Genomic DNA, 19,088 nt, shown 5'->3' on the forward strand with positions numbered 1-19,088 from the left:
AATGGTTTTGTCTGTATAGACAAAACCATTTTTCCCCTTTTTTATCGAGAAACGAACTCAATAATTACTGCAATAGCGAACATTATTGTGAAAAATCCAAAGGAGACACCGAAACCTACGCCTGAGTCGATTGCGTCGTTACGTTTCGACTGTACATTTTGTTCAAACTCATTCATTGTTACCCCTCCTATTTCCACCTAATTATAAAGGATTGCCTAAAAAAAATCTACACACAAACAGTCAATTTTCGGTTGTGTTCTAGAATGTCACAAATTATTCACTAATTCTACTGTATAATAGTATTAATTATGTTAAACGAGGAGTTTTACCTTATGATATCAGAAAAATGGATGCAAATAGCGAATAATAAAATATCACCCGTGTATTTATTATATGGAACTGAAGCCTATTTTATAGAGGAGACATTAAAAAGACTAAAGAGGAATCTAAATGAAAATGGTGAAGTAGAAGTAATTAATTTTGATTTAGAAGAAAAAAATATAGAAGAAGTTATTTATGAAGCAGATACAATTCCTTTTTTCTCGGATAGAAAACTAGTAGTTGCAAGAAATGCATTTTTTTTAAAGGCGACAGAAAAAGGGAAAGAAAAAGTCGTACATGATTTGAATATTCTTGAACAATGGTTACACAGCCCTTCCCCAACTGCTATTACTGTCTTTATTGCACCTTATGAGAAACTAGATGAACGAAAAAAAATAACGAAAGCGATAAAACAACATGCCGAAGTTATTGAAGCTTCTAGTTTACAGCCACATGATTTGAAAGGTTGGATATTGCACGAAGTTTCTAGTTTTGGAAAAACAATTTCAGAAGAAGCATTAAATACATTGATTGAAGTTGGTGGATCTAATTTAGTCCATTTACAAACAGAATTAATGAAAATAGCCACTTATTTAGGTGAGTTAGATGAAATCGATGCTGAAACAGTCAGGTTGCTTCTTGTACGAACATTAGAACAAGATGTATTTACTCTAGGGAATGCCTATCTATCGGGAAATAGAAGCGAAGCAATTGAAATTTATCACGATTTATTGAAACGGAAAGAAGATCCTTTGAAGTTGAATGCATTAATTGCTACACAAGTACGATTAATGATTCAGGTTAGTCACTTAAAGAAAAAAGGCTACCATGCTCAACAAATAGCTAATCAGTTAAAGGTGCATCCATACCGAGTTAAACTTTTATTTGATAATCCAAGTCTACAAAATGATAAAAAATTACTTACAACTTTAAATGATCTTGCAACAGTAGATTTACAATTAAAAACATTGAATATTAATCGAGAGAGAATATTAGAAATGTTTTTGATGAAATGAGAAAAGAGAGCTTATTAGCAAGTCTTTCTTCACTAATATCAAACGAAGTTGGTAAAAAAAGGGGAGCAAATCAAATTTCTGAAGGTCTGGAATGTTCCTATTAGTTTTAAAAAAGAAAGACTGACCGATAGATATCGGATCAGTCTTTTTTATTACGCTTTTTTCATTAATTGAGCTTTCTTACGAGTAGCTGCGTTTTTATGAATTAAACCTTTTGAAGCTGCTTTCTCTAATTGTTTGATAGCAGATTTAATAAGATCTTTTGCGTTTTCTTCGTTATTAAGTGCAGCAGTATCAGCTTTTTTTACAGCAGTACGCATAGCTGATTTTGCTTGTGCATTTTGAGCATTTAAAGTCTCATTTTTCTTAACACGTTTAATAGCGGATTTAATATTTGGCATACCTTTCACCTCCTAGTAAGGTCTGAGATGATACTTTAATGTGTTGAAAACTGTCTAATACAACAAGCATTATTTTAACAAACGAAAAAACAAATTGCAATATATAAATGCAAAGAATATTTACTTGACACTTAGTACAAACTATTTTGGAGGTGATTTTATGTGGGGACGAACGGATTTATTAGATGAAACGGAAGAAATGGTAAAGCATAGAACTAAAGGAGAAAAAGATGTTTTAAAGGATTCAGAAGGTATAAAGTTTGAAGAAAGTAGAAATGGTGCAGTTTTAATAACCTCCATTGAAGTAGATGAAAATGGGGAAAAACAAATAGGAAAGAAAAAAGGAAAATATATAACATTAACTGATTTGACGGTACATCCTGATGATAATGAAAGCTTTGAAGCATTGAAGAAAATCTTTATTCAAAAGTTAGAAGAGATGCATCAACACTTAACTTTAACAAAGTCTTCTAAAGTATTAATAATTGGACTAGGAAATTCTACTATTACTCCGGATGCAATTGGTCCGAAAGCGATAGAGTATTTACAAGGATCTTCTTTATCACAAAATGAAGAAAATGTAAAAGTAGTTATGTATGCACCTGGGGTGACGGGACAAACAGGATTTGAAACAAGTCATTTTATTGAGGCGATAAGCAATGCTTTTGAACCTGACTTAATTATTGTTTTAGATGCACTAGCGGCAAGAAACAGTGAAAGACTATGTAAAACTATTCAACTTACAAATACAGGAATCCATCCTGGGTCTGGGGTTGGAAATCAAAGAAAAGAAGTATCTGAGGAAGTTTACGGAGTACCAGTAACTGCTATTGGGATTCCAATGGTAGTAGACGGTCCTGTTCTATACGCGGATGCAATGGAACATGTCATACATTATATTGCATCTAAAATAGAAGAAAAAGGAAGTCCATCCTCTGCTTTAGCTGTAACTCCTATGGTATCTAGCAAGAAAACTACGATTGATAAAAAAGTTTTACAACCAATTTTTGGAGAGTGGGTAACTTGGCCGACAGATGAAAAAAGAAAGTTGTTTGAAGAAGTTTTTGTTGGAAAAACCCCAAGCTTATTTGTGACACCAAAAGAGACAGATGCTTGGGTGGAACAATATGCATATTTATTATCAGATGGAATTGAAACTTGGATTTCTAATCGATAATTGATGTTTTTTGTACACTAGCATACCGATTGATTAAAAAGTGAGTCATTTGATTCCTTAGTGCAAGCTCGTCGCTGAGGAAAGATAGTCTAGACGAATGCCTAATTGTTCTAAAAAAGCTCTTCTCATCATACGATTATTTGAGGAGAGTGGAAATTATGGCTAATTCCCTAAAGAATTTAACGAGCATTTTATTACTATTATTTTTAGCTCCTATTATTATCGCTACTATCCAAACACCTCTTTCAATGCAACAAAAAGCAGAAAATAAAAAAGAGGACACGCCTGTAGTTTATGCGGCCCAATTAGAATCAAAACCGGACATTACAGAAATAATAGAACCTAAAAAAGCGTTTGTTTATTTCACGCATGCTCATGAAGCATATCGGCCGATACTAGCTGAAAAAGGTGAAAAAATTGCCGTCTATGACTCTTTAACCAATATTTCTTCTTTTCAAGATCAAATAGCGGCCCAATTCGCATTTCATCAAGTAGATACTCAGTTTTTAGAGGACCATAACCCAGAAGTAATGGATAATTATAATACAATTCGCCCATTTGTTCAGAATGCAATTGCACATAGTGATTATGATATTGTATTGGATATTCATAGAGACGCACTGAAAGCAGCAGTCACAACTCTTCAAAGTGGTGAAGAAACCTATGCAAAATTTATATTTGTTATTGGTGGAGAGCATGCCAACTACAGATGGAATGAACAACTAGCTCAAAACCTTTCTGACCAATTAAATAAATTAGTTCCTGGAATATCAAGAGGAGTTATTGTTAAAACAGGTAAAGGTGTAGATGGAGTATACAACCAAGATCTCGCTAAAAATTTATTAGTAGTTGAACTAGGTGGTGTTGATAATACCGAACAAGAGGTAGATCGCTCCATTGCAATTTTAGCAAAAGCTGTCTCTAATATGTTCAATCAGAAAATACCATCTTAAATTAAAAGAGATTAAGCGATTGTCGCTTAATCTCTTTTTAAATTCATTGGACAATTTCATCAGACATTTTATAGCAGCAGAATGCTCAATATTGGTGTAGATAGCAAGTATCTATAAGGTAGTGGGCAATGTATTACTAGGAAATCAATCTTTATTGATTTTATTAACTGCATAAATGCTATTGAGTTTTTCTTTTTCACTAGATTGTCTTAGTATCAGGTTTTTGTTAAGATTAAATTCTGGGGAAAAATAAATATAAGGGACTATTAAGCGTTACTTAAAGGCACTATGTCTGTTATAATTCTTAGTAGTTTAACTTCATTCAGCTGAAGTCTATCACTTCTAATGAATAGCAAGAAGAATGTAAAATAGCGTAACAATTTAGAGGGATAACACAGATCCCTGTTGAATAAAGTAAATGCCTCCGGTGGATGCCGCAGATTTTCGTGCAAGCTCGATAAAAATCTGAAAGCAAAAATGCCAAGGCGTATTTGATTTAGGAGTGAACAAGTATGAATCATGAACAAAGAATGGACCGACAGAAAAAAATTCGTAATTTTTCTATCATCGCACATATTGACCATGGAAAATCAACATTAGCGGATCGTATTTTAGAAAAAACACAAACATTAACTTCACGTGAAATGAAAGACCAATTACTCGATTCAATGGATTTGGAACGCGAAAGAGGAATTACCATCAAATTAAATGCTGTACAATTAACCTATACAGCTAAGGATGGAGAAGAGTATATTTTTCACCTAATTGACACTCCAGGACATGTCGATTTTACGTATGAGGTTTCCAGAAGCTTAGCTGCATGTGAAGGTGCGATCCTAGTTGTCGACGCAGCGCAAGGTATAGAAGCTCAGACGCTTGCAAATGTGTATTTAGCTTTAGATAATAATTTAGAAATATTACCTGTTATAAATAAAATAGATTTGCCTGCTGCAGATCCAGAACGTGTTAAAAAAGAGGTAGAAGAAGTCATAGGACTAGACGCATCAGAAGCAGTACATGCTTCTGCAAAAGCAGGTATAGGTATAGAAGAGATTTTAGAACAGATTGTTGAAAAAGTACCTGCACCGTCTGGAGATCCTTCAGCCCCGTTAAAAGCGCTTATATTCGACTCATTATTCGATCCATACAGAGGAGTAATTGTGTACATTCGAATTATGGAAGGTACAGTTAAACCTGGTGATACGATCAAAATGATGTCTTCTGGTAAGGAATTTGAAGTTGTTGAAACTGGTGTGTTTACCCCGAAAGCGACTATGCGTTCAGAACTGACTGTTGGGGACGTTGGATTTTTAACGGCATCTATGAAAAATGTAGGTGATTCGAGCGTTGGGGATACTATCACTTTGGCTTCTAATCCAGCATCTGAACCACTTGAGGGTTATCGAAAGATGAATCCTATGGTGTTCTGTGGATTATATCCAATTGATAATTCTAAATACGTAGACTTACGTGATGCATTAGAAAAATTGCAACTTAATGATTCTGCTTTAGAGTTTGAACCTGAAACTTCTCAAGCACTTGGATTTGGTTACCGTTGTGGCTTCTTAGGATTACTTCACATGGAAATTATCCAAGAACGTATTGAGCGCGAATTTAAAATCGACTTAATTACTACGGCACCAAGTGTTATCTACGATGTAAAGTTAACAAATGGAGAAACCATCAAAGTAGACAACCCATCAATGATGCCAGATGTACAAAAAGTAGATACTATTGAAGAACCGTTTGTGAAAGCTTCTATAATGGTTCCGGAAGATTATGTAGGATCTGTTATGGAATTATGTCAACGTAAACGAGGTAACTTTATAACGATGGATTACTTATCTTCTGCTCGTGTAAACATTATATATGAAATTCCACTTTCTGAAATTGTTTATGATTTCTTTGACTCTTTAAAATCAAGTACAAAAGGTTATGCATCTTTTGATTATGAATTGATTGGGTATAAAGAATCTAAACTAGTGAAAATGGATATCCTTCTAAATAGTGAAAAAGTAGATGCATTAAGCTTTATCGTCCACAAAGATTTTGCCTATGACCGTGGAAAAGTAATTGTTGAAAAATTAAAAGCCCTTATTCCAAGGCAGCAGTTTGAAGTTCCAGTTCAAGCAGCGATTGGTCAAAAAATTGTGGCTCGATCTACCATTAAATCAATAGGTAAAAACGTTTTAGCTAAATGTTACGGTGGAGATATTTCACGTAAACGTAAGCTTCTTGAAAAGCAAAAAGAAGGTAAAAAACGTATGAAGCAAGTTGGTTCTGTCGAGGTACCACAAGAAGCATTTATGGCTGTTCTTAAAATGGACGAGCCGAATAAGTAAGTTTTATCAAGGTTTTATATTAACGAATAATAAAACAATATGTTGTTTGCCACCGGCTTGCCACCACAATTTACTTTTGGTGGCAAGCTATTTTATATCAACCATAATTCAATCTAACCAAAACCTCTTAAATTACTTTACTGCAATTTAAGAAGAACAATTAAAGATATAGAAACAGTATTTTCATACTCAATAGTTGCTCTTATTCTGTTAAGCCTCCAGTTAAATTAATTACTCCAGATGCATTCTGTTCAATCTTCGTTCTTATCCCTTTTATCATTCCGAAAACTGAAATCAAAATAGTAATACATGGAACCACTTCTTATTTGCTATCACTCTTTTGGATATTGCTACGAATAAAATCTCAATTAGTAGTTAGAAGAAAAGAGCAGCAAAAAAGCTACTCTTAGTTTAGGAATCTATCCACCAATTAAGGGGCTATCTGAAATTTACACATTCCGAATTCAACATTAAGAAGTTTCATTTTTTCTTTTTACTTTTGCGATTAGTGGAGAATATTGCGATAAAAACACCTGAGAAAATAGTGATTCATAAAATCAAATCCATTTTTATCAGCTCCAATAGTTCGTTTAATAAAATATATATCGGAGAACCATAATAGTTTCAAGAAGATGAAAGCGTTAAGTTTCGTTAGGGGATCTGTTGAGTATTTATTTATCTTTATTGTCACGAATTATTAAAAGCTAGGCAACTATTTCAACAAATTCATGTATGTTTTTTTCAATGTAATTATTTATTTTTCCAATAGAAAGCGGAGAAGTACTATTCAATCTTGCATGAAGAGAGCTGACAGAATCTTGAAGTTCTTTGTTTTGGTCTAGTTCTTCGTGTGTCACTGCAAAATTCTCTAATGTATCTGGGTGATTATGTTGTTTAAGTACTATTTCAATTTCTTCAAGAAGTGAAAGCATGGGTTCATCATTAAAATATTTAATACCAGCTTTTATTGCTAACCAACTTTTAGGCTGAGCCATATAATATGCACTCCACCAATAGAATTCGTTAAGTGATTTACTAGCATGATTGTAATAAGCATAAAACATAAATAATGCCCTTTGACCTTCAGTGAGTTGTTCGTAGAATTGTTCTTTAAATTTAGTGAAATTTGTATTTTTTGTTACTTCTGTTTTATAAATATTAATAAGTGGTTCAAAGCATTTTTGACTAAGTTCAGAACTTGTTATCAAATCAAAATTTTGTTTTTTAATTCTTACTAGAAAAATATAATCACACTCCTCACTAAAATATACTATATTAAGAAATTAATTATTACAAAAGTCTTAATGTGACCATGACAATCTTATGAATATCAAAGTTTAGACCAGCGAGAGAGAGAGAACTTCATTCTGAAAGTGAACTAGAATTTGTGGGAAATATGGATGAAATTTGGGAGAAAATCAGATCTTTTCAACTCGAAGCCGAATTTAAAACGACGTAATGGTTTTAGATAAAAATAACACAAAGAAAAGGTATAAATAGGTGCAAGTAGACAAAAAGTAAGCAAAGATTAGTCATTAAAAGATTGGAATGTGATTTATGAAAAATAAATATCTGTTTTTATTAGTACTATTTTTTATGGGAATTACGTTCGTGATGGTTAATACAACATCTGCAGACAAGGGTAGACGTTACTACGAACAAACAGGTGAGGTTGTCTGGGAAATCAAAACGGAAGAAAAAGTAGTGGCAATTACATTTGACGATGGTCCACATGCTAAATATACAGCAGACATATTAGACCTTTTAGAGAAGTACAATGCCAAAGCCACCTTTTTTGTTGTTGGTGAAAATGCAGAAAAAAACCCTGAGCTTTTATTACGACAATACAACGATGGCCATGAAATTGCTAATCATACCTATACCCATCCGATAAAAACGACTATCCCTAAATTAGAGATAGAGATAAAAAAAACAAATGATTTAATTTATAGTATCACAGGCTACCATCCGGAGCTCTTCCGACCGGTTGAGGGACAATATACAGATAATATGATACAAAGTTTGGTGAAAAACGGATACAAGGTTGTTATGTGGTCTTGGCATATGGATACAGAGGATTGGAGAAATCCAGGTGTACATCGAATAATAAAAACAGTGTTAAATGGAACAAAACCAGGCAATATAATTTTATTTCATGATGGAGGAGGAAATCGGAGTCAGACAGTTAAAGCGTTAGAAAAGATATTGCCGGAACTTCAAAAACAAGGATATAAATTTGTTACTATCTCAGAGCTTATTGATCTACAAAAAAAGGAAGAATTAAGAAATAAAAAAGAGAAAAAATACGACTAATTTTGAATGAGCAACAAAGCATCAAATATGAATTGATTATTTGTATTTTAATTTATTTTTCCTGTAATTATGATTGTTACCATGATGTCTGGAGAATTGTAATTATCAGAGAAGCAACTTCAAATACAAAACACTTATAAAAACCCTATGTGACAATGATTTGCAAGTAAAACAAAAAAACGTTAAACTACAATGAGGAAAAGGCTCGCCACTTCAAATAGCTATGCTGTCCTGTAGAGGGACGAGTCAGAATAAATAAAAAAGGAGAAGGAGGCATTTTTAGCCTCCTTTTTACTTTATAGAAAGTAGGGAATCATATGGTACGTGGTATATATATCCATATTCCTTTTTGTCATCAAATTTGCAATTATTGTGACTTCAATAAATTTTTCTTTCATAATCAACCAGTGGACGAGTATATTGAGTCATTAGGTAAAGAAATGACAATGTATAAAGAGCAATTGAAAAATTCCTCAATCGAAACTATTTTTATAGGTGGAGGTACACCTACCTCGTTAACCGAAAAGCAATTAGAGCGATTATTTACTCTTATTCATTCACATATTCCAATGAATAAAATAATTGAATTTACATCAGAAGCTAATCCTGATGAGCTAACATTTGAAAAAATGAAACTTATGCGCTCTTTTGGTGTAAATAGATTAAGTATGGGAGTTCAAACGTTCGATCAAGATCTTCTAAAAGTACTTGGTAGAACGCATTCGAATGAGCATGTGTATTCAGTAATTGAAAATGCTAAACAGATAGGTTTTCCATCTATAAGCATGGATTTAATGTATGGTTTACCCAACCAAACGATGGAACAGTGGGAGCATTCATTAAAAGAAGCGTATCGATTAAAAATACCGCATATATCAGCATATTCATTATTAGTTGAGCCAAAAACGGTGTTTTATAACTTAATGTCAAAAGGCAAGCTTTCCTTACCTGGAGAAGATTTAGAAGCTGAGATGTATAGTTATTTATTGGATGAGATGCAAAAGCAGGGATACAATCAATATGAAATAAGTAACTTTTCTTTTAAAGAGAAAGAATCCAGACATAACTTACTTTACTGGGATAATGATGAATATTTAGGGCTAGGAGCAGGAGCTCATGGGTATGTAAATAATATTCGATATTCAAATCACGGACCATTAAAAAAGTATATGGAATCTTTGGAATCAAATGAAAAACCAATTATGCAAAAAAAAGAAGTAACAGATATTGAAAAAATGGAAGAAGAAATGTTTTTGGGATTACGTAAAAACGCAGGGATTTCTTTAAAGAAATTTGAAATTCGTTATGGAAAGACTCTACAAAATGTGTATGGTAAAGAATTAGATGAACTTATTCAAAATGAATTAATTATATTGGAAGATGATTTTGTAAAACTTACACGTCGAGGGCGATTTGTTGGAAATGAAGTATTTCAATATTTTCTTAGATAATTAAGATCATATTCATTGACAGTTTTCTTTAGATTTGATACCTTTTATATGAGTATTAGCACTCTCAACGAACGAGTGCTAACAGAGGTGATAATCATGCTAACTAATCGGCAATTATTAATATTGCAAGTAACGGTAGATGATTTTATTGAAACCGCTCAGCCAGTTGGATCTCGTCAAATTTCGAAAAAGGAGGAAGTACCATATAGTCCTGCTACTATTCGAAATGATATGGCAGATTTAGAAGATATGGGATACTTAGAAAAAACACATACTTCGTCTGGGCGTGTCCCTTCGGAAAAAGGATACCGTTATTATGTAGACAATATGTTAACTCCGCAACGAATATCAAAAGACGAGATCAAGCAAATTCGATCTGTTTTTGAAGAACGAATGGTGGAGACGGAGCAAGTTATTCGTAAATCAGCAAAAATCTTGTCTGAACTAACGAATTACACCTCCATATTACTAGGAATGGATGTTAAAAAACATCGGGTTAAACGATTTTCTATAGTTCCTCTTACAGATGATACTGCAGTTGCGATTATCGTTACAGATAGTGGACATGTTGAAAATCGAGTATTTTCAATCCCAGAGTCCTATACTTCATCGGATATTGAACGAATGGTTAATTTGTTAAATGACAGCTTAATAGGGGTACCATTGCATGAATTACCCGTAAAGTTGGAGGCAGTAACTCGTTTATTGTTGAAACAGAAAGTTGGACATTTTAATAACTTGTTAAGTTCATTTAATAAATCGATGATGATAGAGCAAGAGGAAAAAGTATACTACGGCGGTAAAATGCATCTGTTAAATCAACCAGAATTTAATGATCTTGAAAAAGCTCGTAGTATTATGTACCTGATGGATCATGTAAGTCAAATTCCTAGTATTTTCCCCGTTGATAAAAAAGGGATAAGAATACGCATCGGTTCAGAAAACAATCATCTTGCCATGGAAGACTGCAGTGTTATTACTGCATCTTATGCTATAGGAGAAGAACAGATGGGTTCAATTGCGATTATAGGTCCCACACGAATGGACTATAAACGTGTTGTTTCTTTGCTTGATGTTATGAGTACCGATTTATCAAGAGAATTATCTAGAATATTAAATGGCCATCATGGATAAGGGAGATGCAAGCATGCCAAAACAAAAAGATGAAATAGTGGAAGAATTAGAAACTGAAAAGTTGGATGAACAAGCAGAAACAACTTCTGTAGAAGAAACACCTGAAGAATCTATCGAAGAGGCTTTAGAAGTAGATGAACTTGCACTTGTAAAACAAGAATTGGAAGATGAAAAAAATAAGTCCATTCGGTTAAGAGCGGATTTTGAAAATTATAAGCGTCGAGTTCAACTAGATAAGGAAGCAGATTACAAGTACCGTGCTCAATCAGTCTTAACTGATATCTTGCCAGTACTAGACAACTTTGAAAGAGCACTAGCTATTCAAACGACTTCAGAAGAAGCAGCTTCTTTAGTAAAAGGTGTAGACATGGTTTATCGCACTTTACTTGATGCTGTATCCAAAGAGGGTCTTGAGCAAATTGAATCGGAAGGTGTCCCTTTTGACCCAAATTTCCATCAAGCAGTAATGCAGGATAAGGACGATTCAAAGGAACCAGGAATTGTGCTTCAAGAATTACAAAAAGGGTATAAGTTAAAAGATAGAATACTTCGACCTTCAATGGTTAAAGTAAACGAATAGTTCAGGCTGTTGAAAAATGAGTTCATGCTCCCCAGATGTGGGAATGGAACCGTCCCGAACTCAGTTTAGCGACTCATAAGCGTTTTCAATCAGTATGAGAAGAAGCATTCTACAGAGTAACACTATACTTAGTGATAAATTAGGAGGAAAATTATATGTCTAAAATTATTGGTATTGACTTAGGAACAACAAACTCATGTGTATCTGTATTAGAAGGTGGAGAACCAAAGGTAATTCCAAATCCAGAAGGTAACCGAACAACACCATCTGTAGTTGCTTTTAAAAACGGAGAAAAACAAGTTGGGGAAGTTGCAAAACGCCAATCCATAACAAACCCAAATACAATTTCTTCTGTTAAACGTTTAATGGGTACAAATGAAAAAGTTAAAGCAGAAGATAAAGATTATACACCACAAGAAGTATCTGCAATGATTCTTCAATACTTAAAAGGATATGCTGAAGAATACTTAGGAGAAAAAGTAACGAAAGCTGTTATTACAGTTCCTGCTTATTTTAACGACGCAGAGCGTCAAGCAACAAAAGACGCTGGACGTATTGCAGGTCTAGAAGTAGAACGTATTATCAATGAACCAACTGCTGCTGCACTTGCATATGGTTTAGATAAAATGGATCATGACGAAAAAATTCTAGTATATGACTTAGGCGGCGGTACATTTGACGTATCAATATTAGAACTTGGTGATGGCGTATTTGAAGTTCTTGCAACAGCTGGAGATAATCGTCTTGGTGGGGATGACTTTGACCAAGTATTAATGGATTACTTAGTACAAGAATTCAAAAAAGATAATGGTATTGATTTATCACAAGATAAAATGGCTGTTCAACGTCTAAAAGATGCAGCTGAAAAAGCGAAAAAAGATTTATCAGGTGTAACTTCAACACAAATTTCACTTCCATTCATTACTGCTGGAGAAGCTGGACCTCTTCACTTAGAAGTTACAATGACTCGTGCGAAATTTGATGATTTAACATCAAGCCTAGTAGAGCGTACAATGGTACCAACTCGTCAAGCAATGAAAGATGCAGGATTATCAGCTTCTCAAATCGACAAAGTTATCCTTGTAGGTGGGTCTACTCGTATTCCAGCCGTACAAGATGCGATTAAAAAAGAAACTGGAAAAGAACCACATAAAGGTGTTAACCCAGATGAAGTAGTAGCTATGGGTGCAGCAGTTCAAGGTGGAGTATTAACTGGAGATGTAAAAGACGTTGTATTACTTGACGTAACACCTCTTTCATTGGGAATCGAAACAATGGGTGGAGTATTTACGAAATTAATCGATCGAAATACAACAATTCCAACTTCAAAATCTCAAACATTCTCTACTGCAGCTGATAACCAACCAGCAGTTGACATTCACGTATTACAAGGTGAACGTCCAATGGCAACGGATAATAAAACACTTGGTCGTTTCCAACTTTCGGATATTCCACCAGCACCACGTGGTATTCCACAAATCGAGGTTACATTCGATATTGACAAAAATGGTATTGTAAATGTTAAAGCGAAAGATATGGGAACAGGGAAAGAACAAAATATTACAATTCAATCGAATTCATCCCTTTCTGATGAAGAAATCGAACGTATGGTAAAAGAAGCAGAAGCTAACGCTGAAGCTGATAAAGTTCGTAAAGAAGAAGCTGAAGTGAAAAATGAAGCTGATCAATTAGTATTTATGACAGAAAAAACATTAAAAGACCTTGAAGATAAAGTATCAGAAGATGAGAAAAAATCAGCTGAAGATGCAAAAGAAGAGTTAAAAGCGGCATTAGAAGTTGGAAACTTAGAAGAAATTAAAACTAAAAAAGATAAATTAAATGAAATTGTTCAACAGTTAACGATGAAATTGTATGAACAAGCGCAAGCAGAAGCTGCTGCTAATAGCGGTGATGCAGGCTCAAACGATGACGGTGTTGTAGACGCAGAATTTGAAGAAGTAAACGACGATAAAGACAAGTAAGATTTGGTAGAAAAAGTCAAAGACCGTTTTCGGCTTTGGCTTTTTCAATGTTTTGCTATTAATATTTTGTCCATGTTACAATAAACTTTATGTGTAGGCTATAAGATCGGGAGAGTGAACTATGAATAAACGTGATTACTATGAAGTACTTGGATTGTCTAAAGGTGCTTCACAGGATGAAATTAAAAAAGCATACCGAAAGCTTTCGAAACAATATCACCCAGATATTAACAAAGCAGCAGATGCAGAAGAAAAGTTCAAAGAAATATCAGAAGCATACGAAGTGTTAAGTGATGACCAAAAACGAGCGCAATATGATCAATTTGGCCACGCAGGACCGAACCAAGGATTTGGTGGTTTCGGTGGTGGAGATGGCTTCGGCTTTGAAGACATTTTCAGTTCATTCTTCGGTGGAGGTGGATCACGCAGAAGAGATCCAAATGCACCAAGAAAAGGTGATGACCTTCAGTATTCGATGACAATTGAATTTGAGGAAGCGGTATTTGGTAAAGAAAAAGAAATTGAGATTGCAAAAGAAGAAAATTGTGATACATGTAGTGGAACAGGTGCAAAACCTGGAACACATCCTGAAACATGTACACATTGTAATGGAGCTGGCCAAGTAAATGTTACCCAAGACACTCCATTCGGCCGCATTCAGACAAAACGTTCATGTAACCACTGTCATGGAACTGGTAAAATCATTAAAGACAAATGTTCTACTTGTCATGGAAAAGGTACTGTTAATAAACGTAAAAAAATTAAAGTTACCATTCCAGCTGGTGTAGACGATGGCCAACAACTTCGCGTAAGTGGTCAAGGGGAACCGGGGGTAAATGGTGGTCCAGCCGGTGATTTATACATTGTATTCCGTGTAAAAGCAGATCCACGTTTTGAACGCGATGGTGACGATATTTATTATGAGTTACCATTAACGTATGCTCAGGCAGCGCTAGGGGACGAAATTGAAGTACCTACCGTGCAAGGTAAAGTAAAATTAAAAATACCTGCCGGAACTCAATCCCAAACGAAATTCCGATTAAAAGGAAAAGGTGTTAAGAACGTTCATGGATATGGTGTTGGAGATCAGCACGTGATTGTAAAAGTGATTACTCCGAAAAAACTAACTGAAAAACAAAAGCAATTACTTCGTGAATTTGCACAAATAAGTGGAGATATTCCTGAAGAGCAGGGAAGTTCATTGTTCGATAAGATTAAAAAGACATTAAAAGGTGAGTAAAGGAGTTGTGTGCAAGTGAAATGGTCTGAGTTATCTATTCATACAACAAATGAAGCAGTTGACGCGATAAGTAATATTTTGCATGAAGCTGGTGCGAGTGGGGTCGTCATTGAAGATTCGGAAGAGTTAGTAAGAGAAAGAGAAGATAGATTTGGTGAAATTTATAGCTTAAACCCAGATGATTTTCCAGTAGATGGAGTTCGTGTAAAAGCATATTTAGCAGAAACTAGCTTTCTATTAGAAACAGTTGAAGAGATCAAACTTGCGGTTAACAACTTACAAAACTTTAATATTGACATTGGTCATAATATTGTAACAGTTCAAGAAGTAGACGAAGAAGATTGGGCAACAGCTTGGAAAAAATACTACCATCCAGTTAAAATTTCTAATCGTTTTACTATTGTTCCTACATGGGAAGACTATGAAAGAGTTAGTACAGATGAATTAATAATAGAGCTTGACCCTGGTATGGCATTTGGTACAGGTACACATCCAACAACAGTTATGTGTCTTCAAGCACTAGAAAAAACAGTGCAACCAAATTCAAAAGTAATAGATGTAGGAACCGGTTCAGGGGTACTTTCTATTGGTGCAGCAAAACTTGGAGCAACATCTATTCATGCACTCGATTTAGATGAAGTAGCAGTAGCTTCTGCTAAAGAAAATATAGCATTAAATCATGTTGAACATTTGATTGAAGTGACACGTGGTAATTTACTTGACAATGTAAATGAACAGGCAGATATCGTCATCGCGAATATTCTTGCTGAAATTATTATGACATTTACGGATGAGTCATTCTCAATTGTGAAGGAAAAAGGTTTATTTATAACTTCTGGAATAATATCCGCTAAAAAAGAAGATGTTAAAAAAGCATTGCAAAAATCAGGCTTTGAAATTGAAGAAGTGATGATGATGGAAGATTGGGTTACAATTATTTCTAGAAAACCGCTTCTATAAGGAGATTATTATGCAACGTTATTTTACAGATAAACTAATCGATGAGAATAACAAAATAATTATTTCAGGAGAGGACGCGCATCACATAATTCAAGTGATGCGTATGTCTCCTGGAGATCAAGTATATTTAGTTGTTGAAAACATAACATACACGTCGACAATTATAGAGGGTTCCTCCAAATCTGTATTATTGAAGGTGGGTAATAAGCTTGAACAATCAAATGAAATGCCTGTAAAAGTATCCATAATTTGTGGGCTTCCAAAGGGTGATAAACTAGAGTTGATTACCCAAAAAGCTACTGAACTTGGCATGCACACACTATACCCATTTGAAGCAAAAAGATCTATTGTAAAATGGGACAAGCAAAAAAACGAAAAAAAGATTGTTCGTTTACAAAAAATTGCAAAAGAAGCGGCGGAGCAATCGCATCGATCTTTTGTTCCACACATACATAATCCAATTGACTTAAATGAACTTCTAGAAATTAGTAGAACATACGATGTAAAATTTGTTGCAGATGAAGAGGATGCAAAACTTGAACAACGCCAGAAATTTGCCGAGCAACTAAAAAAGGTGTATGATAAAAAATCGATACTTATCGTATTTGGACCAGAAGGTGGATTAGATCGTTCAGAAATAAAAACCTTATTAAACAATGATTTTCAACCGATTTCTCTAGGACCAAGAATTCTACGAACTGAAACAGCACCGTTATATGCGCTTGCTGCAATTTCTTATGAATATGAATGAAAGAGGTGTAAGGTGATGTCATCCGTTGCATTCCATACATTAGGCTGTAAAGTGAATCATTACGAAACTGAAGCAATTTGGCAATTATTTAAAGAAAATGGATATGTCCGAACTGATTTTGAAAAACAATCAGATGTATATGTGATAAATACATGTACTGTAACAAATACTGGCGATAAAAAAAGTCGTCAAGTCATTCGCCGTGCAATTCGCCAAAATCCAGACGCGGTTATTTGTGTAACAGGCTGTTACGCTCAGACCTCACCTGCTGAAATTATGGCAATTCCTGGTGTAGATATCGTAGTTGGAACACAAGAACGCACAAAAATGCTTGATTATATTGAACAATATAAAACAGAGCGTAAACCGATAAATGCTGTAGGGAATATTATGAAAAATCGTGTATATGAAGAGTTAGATGTTCCTTCCTTCACGGATCGCACTCGTGCATCTTTAAAAATCCAAGAGGGCTGTAATAACTTTTGTACTTTTTGTATTATCCCTTGGGCTCGTGGTCTAATGCGTTCTAGAGATCCCGAAGAGGTTGTACACCAAGCACAACAATTAGTTGATGCTGGTTATTTAGAAATCGTTCTAACGGGAATTCATACTGGTGGGTATGGTGAAGATTTAAAAGACTATAATTTAGCGCAGCTTTTAAGAGATATTGAATCCAATGTTAAGGGGTTAAAACGACTCCGTATTAGCTCTATAGAAGCGAGTCAATTATCAGATGAAGTAATCGATGTATTAAGAGATTCTAAAATAGTAGTGAGACATCTACATATTCCTATTCAATCAGGTTCAGACACTGTGTTAAAAAGAATGCGAAGAAAATATACAATGGAGTTTTTTGCAAATCGTTTAGATCGACTTAGAGAAGCATTACCTGATTTGGCGATAACTTCAGATGTTATTGTTGGTTTCCCTGGAGAAACAGAGGAAGAATTTATGGAGACATATAATTTTATACGTGATCAGCGCTTTTCTGAGCTTCACGTTTTCCCGTACTCTAAGCGTACAGGTACACCTGCTGCCAGAATGGAAGACCAAGTTGATGAAGAAGTGAAAAACGAGCGTGTACACCGCTTAATCACTTTAAATGATCAATTGGCAGTAGAATATGCATCCCGTTTTGAGGGAGATATTTTAGAAATCATTCCCGAGGAAAAATATAAATTGGATTCTAATACGAATTTAGTTGAAGGTTATACCGATAACTATTTAAAAGTAGTTATTCCTGGTACAGACGAATTAATCGGAAAACTGGTACGAGTAAAAATAACGAAATCCGGCTATCCATATAACGAAGGTCAATTTGTTCGAGTATTAGACCAAGTCGAAGAATTAGTCTAATAATAAAGAAAGTCAGTGAAATGAATCTCACTGGCTTTTTTTTATTTTTTCAATTATGATGAAGAGGTACGGACAACTTCCGAGAGGGGAATATGAATGACACAAAATATTGCTTCATTAATCGATCATACTCTATTAAAACAAAATGCAACGAAAGAACAAATTGAAAAACTATGTGAAGAAGCGAAAGTCTATACATTTGCTTCTGTTTGTGTGAATCCAACATGGGTAAAGCTTAGTGCACAGTTACTGAAAGAAAGTCCAGTAAAAGTATGTACCGTAATTGGTTTTCCGCTAGGTGCAAGCACTAGTGAAGTAAAAGCATTTGAAACAAAAAATGCAATTGAAAATGGTGCTGAAGAAATTGATATGGTATTAAATGTTGGGGCATTAAAAGATTCCGACTTTGATTTTGTCCAAAAGGACATTGAAGCAGTAGTAGAAGCTGCAAAAGGAAAGGCTATTGTAAAGGTAATTTTAGAAACTTGTTTGTTAACAAATGAAGAAATTAAAAAAGCAAGTGAATTATCTAAAACAGCTGGAGCTGATTTTGTTAAAACTTCTACTGGTTTCTCTACTAGCGGTGCTACTGTGGAAGCTGTTAAAATTATGCGTGAGACAGTTGGAGCTGATCTTGGAGTGAAGGCTTCTGGTGGAGTCCGTAACTTGGAAGATCTTCAATCAATGGTCGATGCTGGGGCTTCAAGAATTGGTGCAAGCTCTGGTGTGGAAATTATGCAAGGACTAACGAGTAAATCTGAATATTAATTTAGTTGTAAGTATTGACCAAGTCGAAACTATACGATATAATTTTTTAGTACATAACACATGGTTATGTGCTTGACGTGTGTTCGGAGGGAGGGAAAGAGAGATGTCAAAAACTGTCGTTCGCAAAAACGAATCGCTTGAAGATGCTCTTCGCCGCTTCAAACGTACTGTATCTAAAAGTGGTACAATTCAAGAGGTAAGAAAGCGCGAGTTTTATGAAAAACCAAGCGTGAAACGTAAAAAGAAATCAGAAGCTGCACGTAAACGTAAGTGGTAAATTAATCCCAACCATCCCTACGTTCAAAACACGTACATTATGATTAACATTTACAATTATGTAAGC

At 34.6% G+C, this 19,088-nt stretch carries 18 protein-coding genes; 15 read left to right on the forward strand and 3 right to left on the reverse strand.

Going from position 1 to position 19,088, the window contains the following annotated elements:
• Positions 1-41 precede the first annotated feature (41 nt).
• The gene (locus tag ACFVR1_RS10980) at positions 42-176 is read right to left on the reverse strand and encodes a YqzM family protein (RefSeq protein WP_151700408.1); all 135 of its coding nucleotides are present in this window, start codon (positions 174-176) and stop codon (positions 42-44) included.
• 156 nt (positions 177-332) lie between these two features.
• Between ACFVR1_RS10980 and holA the strand changes: the two genes are divergently transcribed.
• Positions 333-1,337, forward strand: a complete 1,005-nt coding sequence (gene holA / locus ACFVR1_RS10985; protein WP_387583997.1) for a DNA polymerase III subunit delta — start codon at positions 333-335, stop codon at positions 1,335-1,337.
• Between the two features lie 152 nt (positions 1,338-1,489).
• Here the strand turns inward: holA and rpsT are convergent, their stop codons facing one another.
• On the reverse strand, positions 1,490-1,738 hold the full coding sequence (rpsT, locus tag ACFVR1_RS10990; RefSeq protein ID WP_387583999.1) for a 30S ribosomal protein S20: 249 nt from the start codon (positions 1,736-1,738) through the stop codon (positions 1,490-1,492).
• Positions 1,739-1,898: 160 nt separating this feature from the next.
• Here rpsT and gpr point away from each other — a divergent pair, with 160 nt between their 5' ends.
• The 3 genes from gpr to lepA all read left to right on the forward strand — a co-directional run bounded on the left by gpr (position 1,899) and on the right by lepA (position 6,210).
• Entirely contained in the window at positions 1,899-2,915 is a 1,017-nt protein-coding gene (gene gpr / locus ACFVR1_RS10995; RefSeq protein WP_387584000.1) for a GPR endopeptidase, read from the forward strand.
• A 158-nt stretch (positions 2,916-3,073) separates the two neighbouring features.
• Positions 3,074-3,868, forward strand: coding sequence for a stage II sporulation protein P (spoIIP, locus tag ACFVR1_RS11000; RefSeq protein ID WP_387584001.1), 795 nt, complete (start codon positions 3,074-3,076; stop codon positions 3,866-3,868).
• Between the two features lie 512 nt (positions 3,869-4,380).
• Positions 4,381-6,210: a translation elongation factor 4 gene (lepA, locus tag ACFVR1_RS11005; protein ID WP_387584002.1), complete on the forward strand. Its 1,830-nt coding sequence runs from the start codon at positions 4,381-4,383 to the stop codon at positions 6,208-6,210.
• A gap of 704 nt (positions 6,211-6,914) precedes the next feature.
• Here lepA and ACFVR1_RS11010 read toward each other — a convergent pair.
• The gene (locus tag ACFVR1_RS11010; protein WP_387584003.1) at positions 6,915-7,205 is read right to left on the reverse strand and encodes a hypothetical protein; all 291 of its coding nucleotides are present in this window, start codon (positions 7,203-7,205) and stop codon (positions 6,915-6,917) included.
• Positions 7,206-7,767: 562 nt separating this feature from the next.
• Here ACFVR1_RS11010 and ACFVR1_RS11015 point away from each other — a divergent pair.
• The 11 genes from ACFVR1_RS11015 to rpsU all read left to right on the forward strand — a co-directional run bounded on the left by ACFVR1_RS11015 (position 7,768) and on the right by rpsU (position 19,022).
• Positions 7,768-8,523 carry a polysaccharide deacetylase family protein gene (locus ACFVR1_RS11015; protein ID WP_387584005.1) on the forward strand — a complete coding sequence of 252 codons (756 nt, stop codon included), beginning with the start codon at positions 7,768-7,770 and terminating at the stop codon, positions 8,521-8,523.
• Positions 8,524-8,840: 317 nt separating this feature from the next.
• A complete protein-coding gene (gene hemW / locus ACFVR1_RS11020) occupies positions 8,841-9,974 on the forward strand; it encodes a radical SAM family heme chaperone HemW (protein WP_387584007.1) in 1,134 nt (377 codons plus the stop codon).
• A gap of 96 nt (positions 9,975-10,070) precedes the next feature.
• Positions 10,071-11,108 carry a heat-inducible transcriptional repressor HrcA gene (gene hrcA / locus ACFVR1_RS11025; RefSeq protein WP_387584009.1) on the forward strand — a complete coding sequence of 346 codons (1,038 nt, stop codon included), beginning with the start codon at positions 10,071-10,073 and terminating at the stop codon, positions 11,106-11,108.
• Positions 11,109-11,121: 13 nt separating this feature from the next.
• The gene (gene grpE, locus ACFVR1_RS11030; RefSeq protein ID WP_387584011.1) at positions 11,122-11,688 is read left to right on the forward strand and encodes a nucleotide exchange factor GrpE; all 567 of its coding nucleotides are present in this window, start codon (positions 11,122-11,124) and stop codon (positions 11,686-11,688) included.
• Between the two features lie 155 nt (positions 11,689-11,843).
• Positions 11,844-13,670, forward strand: a complete 1,827-nt coding sequence (dnaK, locus tag ACFVR1_RS11035; protein ID WP_387584012.1) for a molecular chaperone DnaK — start codon at positions 11,844-11,846, stop codon at positions 13,668-13,670.
• 121 nt (positions 13,671-13,791) lie between these two features.
• Positions 13,792-14,910 (forward strand): molecular chaperone DnaJ, encoded by a 1,119-nt coding sequence (dnaJ, locus tag ACFVR1_RS11040; RefSeq protein ID WP_387584013.1) that lies wholly within the window; start codon positions 13,792-13,794, stop codon positions 14,908-14,910.
• 15 nt (positions 14,911-14,925) lie between these two features.
• Positions 14,926-15,870 (forward strand): 50S ribosomal protein L11 methyltransferase, encoded by a 945-nt coding sequence (gene prmA, locus ACFVR1_RS11045; protein WP_387584015.1) that lies wholly within the window; start codon positions 14,926-14,928, stop codon positions 15,868-15,870.
• A gap of 10 nt (positions 15,871-15,880) precedes the next feature.
• On the forward strand, positions 15,881-16,621 hold the full coding sequence (locus tag ACFVR1_RS11050) for a 16S rRNA (uracil(1498)-N(3))-methyltransferase (RefSeq protein WP_387584016.1): 741 nt from the start codon (positions 15,881-15,883) through the stop codon (positions 16,619-16,621).
• A 15-nt stretch (positions 16,622-16,636) separates the two neighbouring features.
• Positions 16,637-17,977 carry a tRNA (N(6)-L-threonylcarbamoyladenosine(37)-C(2))-methylthiotransferase MtaB gene (gene mtaB, locus ACFVR1_RS11055; RefSeq protein ID WP_387584017.1) on the forward strand — a complete coding sequence of 447 codons (1,341 nt, stop codon included), beginning with the start codon at positions 16,637-16,639 and terminating at the stop codon, positions 17,975-17,977.
• Between the two features lie 96 nt (positions 17,978-18,073).
• Positions 18,074-18,745 carry a deoxyribose-phosphate aldolase gene (gene deoC, locus ACFVR1_RS11060; RefSeq protein WP_387584018.1) on the forward strand — a complete coding sequence of 224 codons (672 nt, stop codon included), beginning with the start codon at positions 18,074-18,076 and terminating at the stop codon, positions 18,743-18,745.
• Positions 18,746-18,848: 103 nt separating this feature from the next.
• A complete protein-coding gene (rpsU, locus tag ACFVR1_RS11065; protein WP_004227078.1) occupies positions 18,849-19,022 on the forward strand; it encodes a 30S ribosomal protein S21 in 174 nt (57 codons plus the stop codon).
• Positions 19,023-19,088: the final 66 nt, after the last annotated feature.

The sequence above is a fragment of the Psychrobacillus sp. NPDC058041 genome (assembly GCF_042885655.1).
Lineage (GTDB): Bacteria > Bacillota > Bacilli > Bacillales_A > Planococcaceae > Psychrobacillus.

What these genes read in the sequence shown, in the direction of transcription:
- ACFVR1_RS10980 (WP_151700408.1), bottom strand. Translation starts at nt 176, where the DNA reads ATGAATGAGTTTGAACAAAATGTACAGTCGAAACGTAACGACGCAATC.
- holA (WP_387583997.1), top strand. Translation starts at nt 333, where the DNA reads ATGATATCAGAAAAATGGATGCAAATAGCGAATAATAAAATATCACCC.
- rpsT (WP_387583999.1), bottom strand. Translation starts at nt 1,738, where the DNA reads ATGCCAAATATTAAATCCGCTATTAAACGTGTTAAGAAAAATGAGACT.
- gpr (WP_387584000.1), top strand. Translation starts at nt 1,899, where the DNA reads ATGTGGGGACGAACGGATTTATTAGATGAAACGGAAGAAATGGTAAAG.
- spoIIP (WP_387584001.1), top strand. Translation starts at nt 3,074, where the DNA reads ATGGCTAATTCCCTAAAGAATTTAACGAGCATTTTATTACTATTATTT.
- lepA (WP_387584002.1), top strand. Translation starts at nt 4,381, where the DNA reads ATGAATCATGAACAAAGAATGGACCGACAGAAAAAAATTCGTAATTTT.
- ACFVR1_RS11010 (WP_387584003.1), bottom strand. Translation starts at nt 7,205, where the DNA reads ATGGCTCAGCCTAAAAGTTGGTTAGCAATAAAAGCTGGTATTAAATAT.
- ACFVR1_RS11015 (WP_387584005.1), top strand. Translation starts at nt 7,768, where the DNA reads ATGAAAAATAAATATCTGTTTTTATTAGTACTATTTTTTATGGGAATT.
- hemW (WP_387584007.1), top strand. Translation starts at nt 8,841, where the DNA reads ATGGTACGTGGTATATATATCCATATTCCTTTTTGTCATCAAATTTGC.
- hrcA (WP_387584009.1), top strand. Translation starts at nt 10,071, where the DNA reads ATGCTAACTAATCGGCAATTATTAATATTGCAAGTAACGGTAGATGAT.
- grpE (WP_387584011.1), top strand. Translation starts at nt 11,122, where the DNA reads ATGCCAAAACAAAAAGATGAAATAGTGGAAGAATTAGAAACTGAAAAG.
- dnaK (WP_387584012.1), top strand. Translation starts at nt 11,844, where the DNA reads ATGTCTAAAATTATTGGTATTGACTTAGGAACAACAAACTCATGTGTA.
- dnaJ (WP_387584013.1), top strand. Translation starts at nt 13,792, where the DNA reads ATGAATAAACGTGATTACTATGAAGTACTTGGATTGTCTAAAGGTGCT.
- ACFVR1_RS11050 (WP_387584016.1), top strand. Translation starts at nt 15,881, where the DNA reads ATGCAACGTTATTTTACAGATAAACTAATCGATGAGAATAACAAAATA.
- mtaB (WP_387584017.1), top strand. Translation starts at nt 16,637, where the DNA reads ATGTCATCCGTTGCATTCCATACATTAGGCTGTAAAGTGAATCATTAC.
- deoC (WP_387584018.1), top strand. Translation starts at nt 18,074, where the DNA reads ATGACACAAAATATTGCTTCATTAATCGATCATACTCTATTAAAACAA.
- rpsU (WP_004227078.1), top strand. Translation starts at nt 18,849, where the DNA reads ATGTCAAAAACTGTCGTTCGCAAAAACGAATCGCTTGAAGATGCTCTT.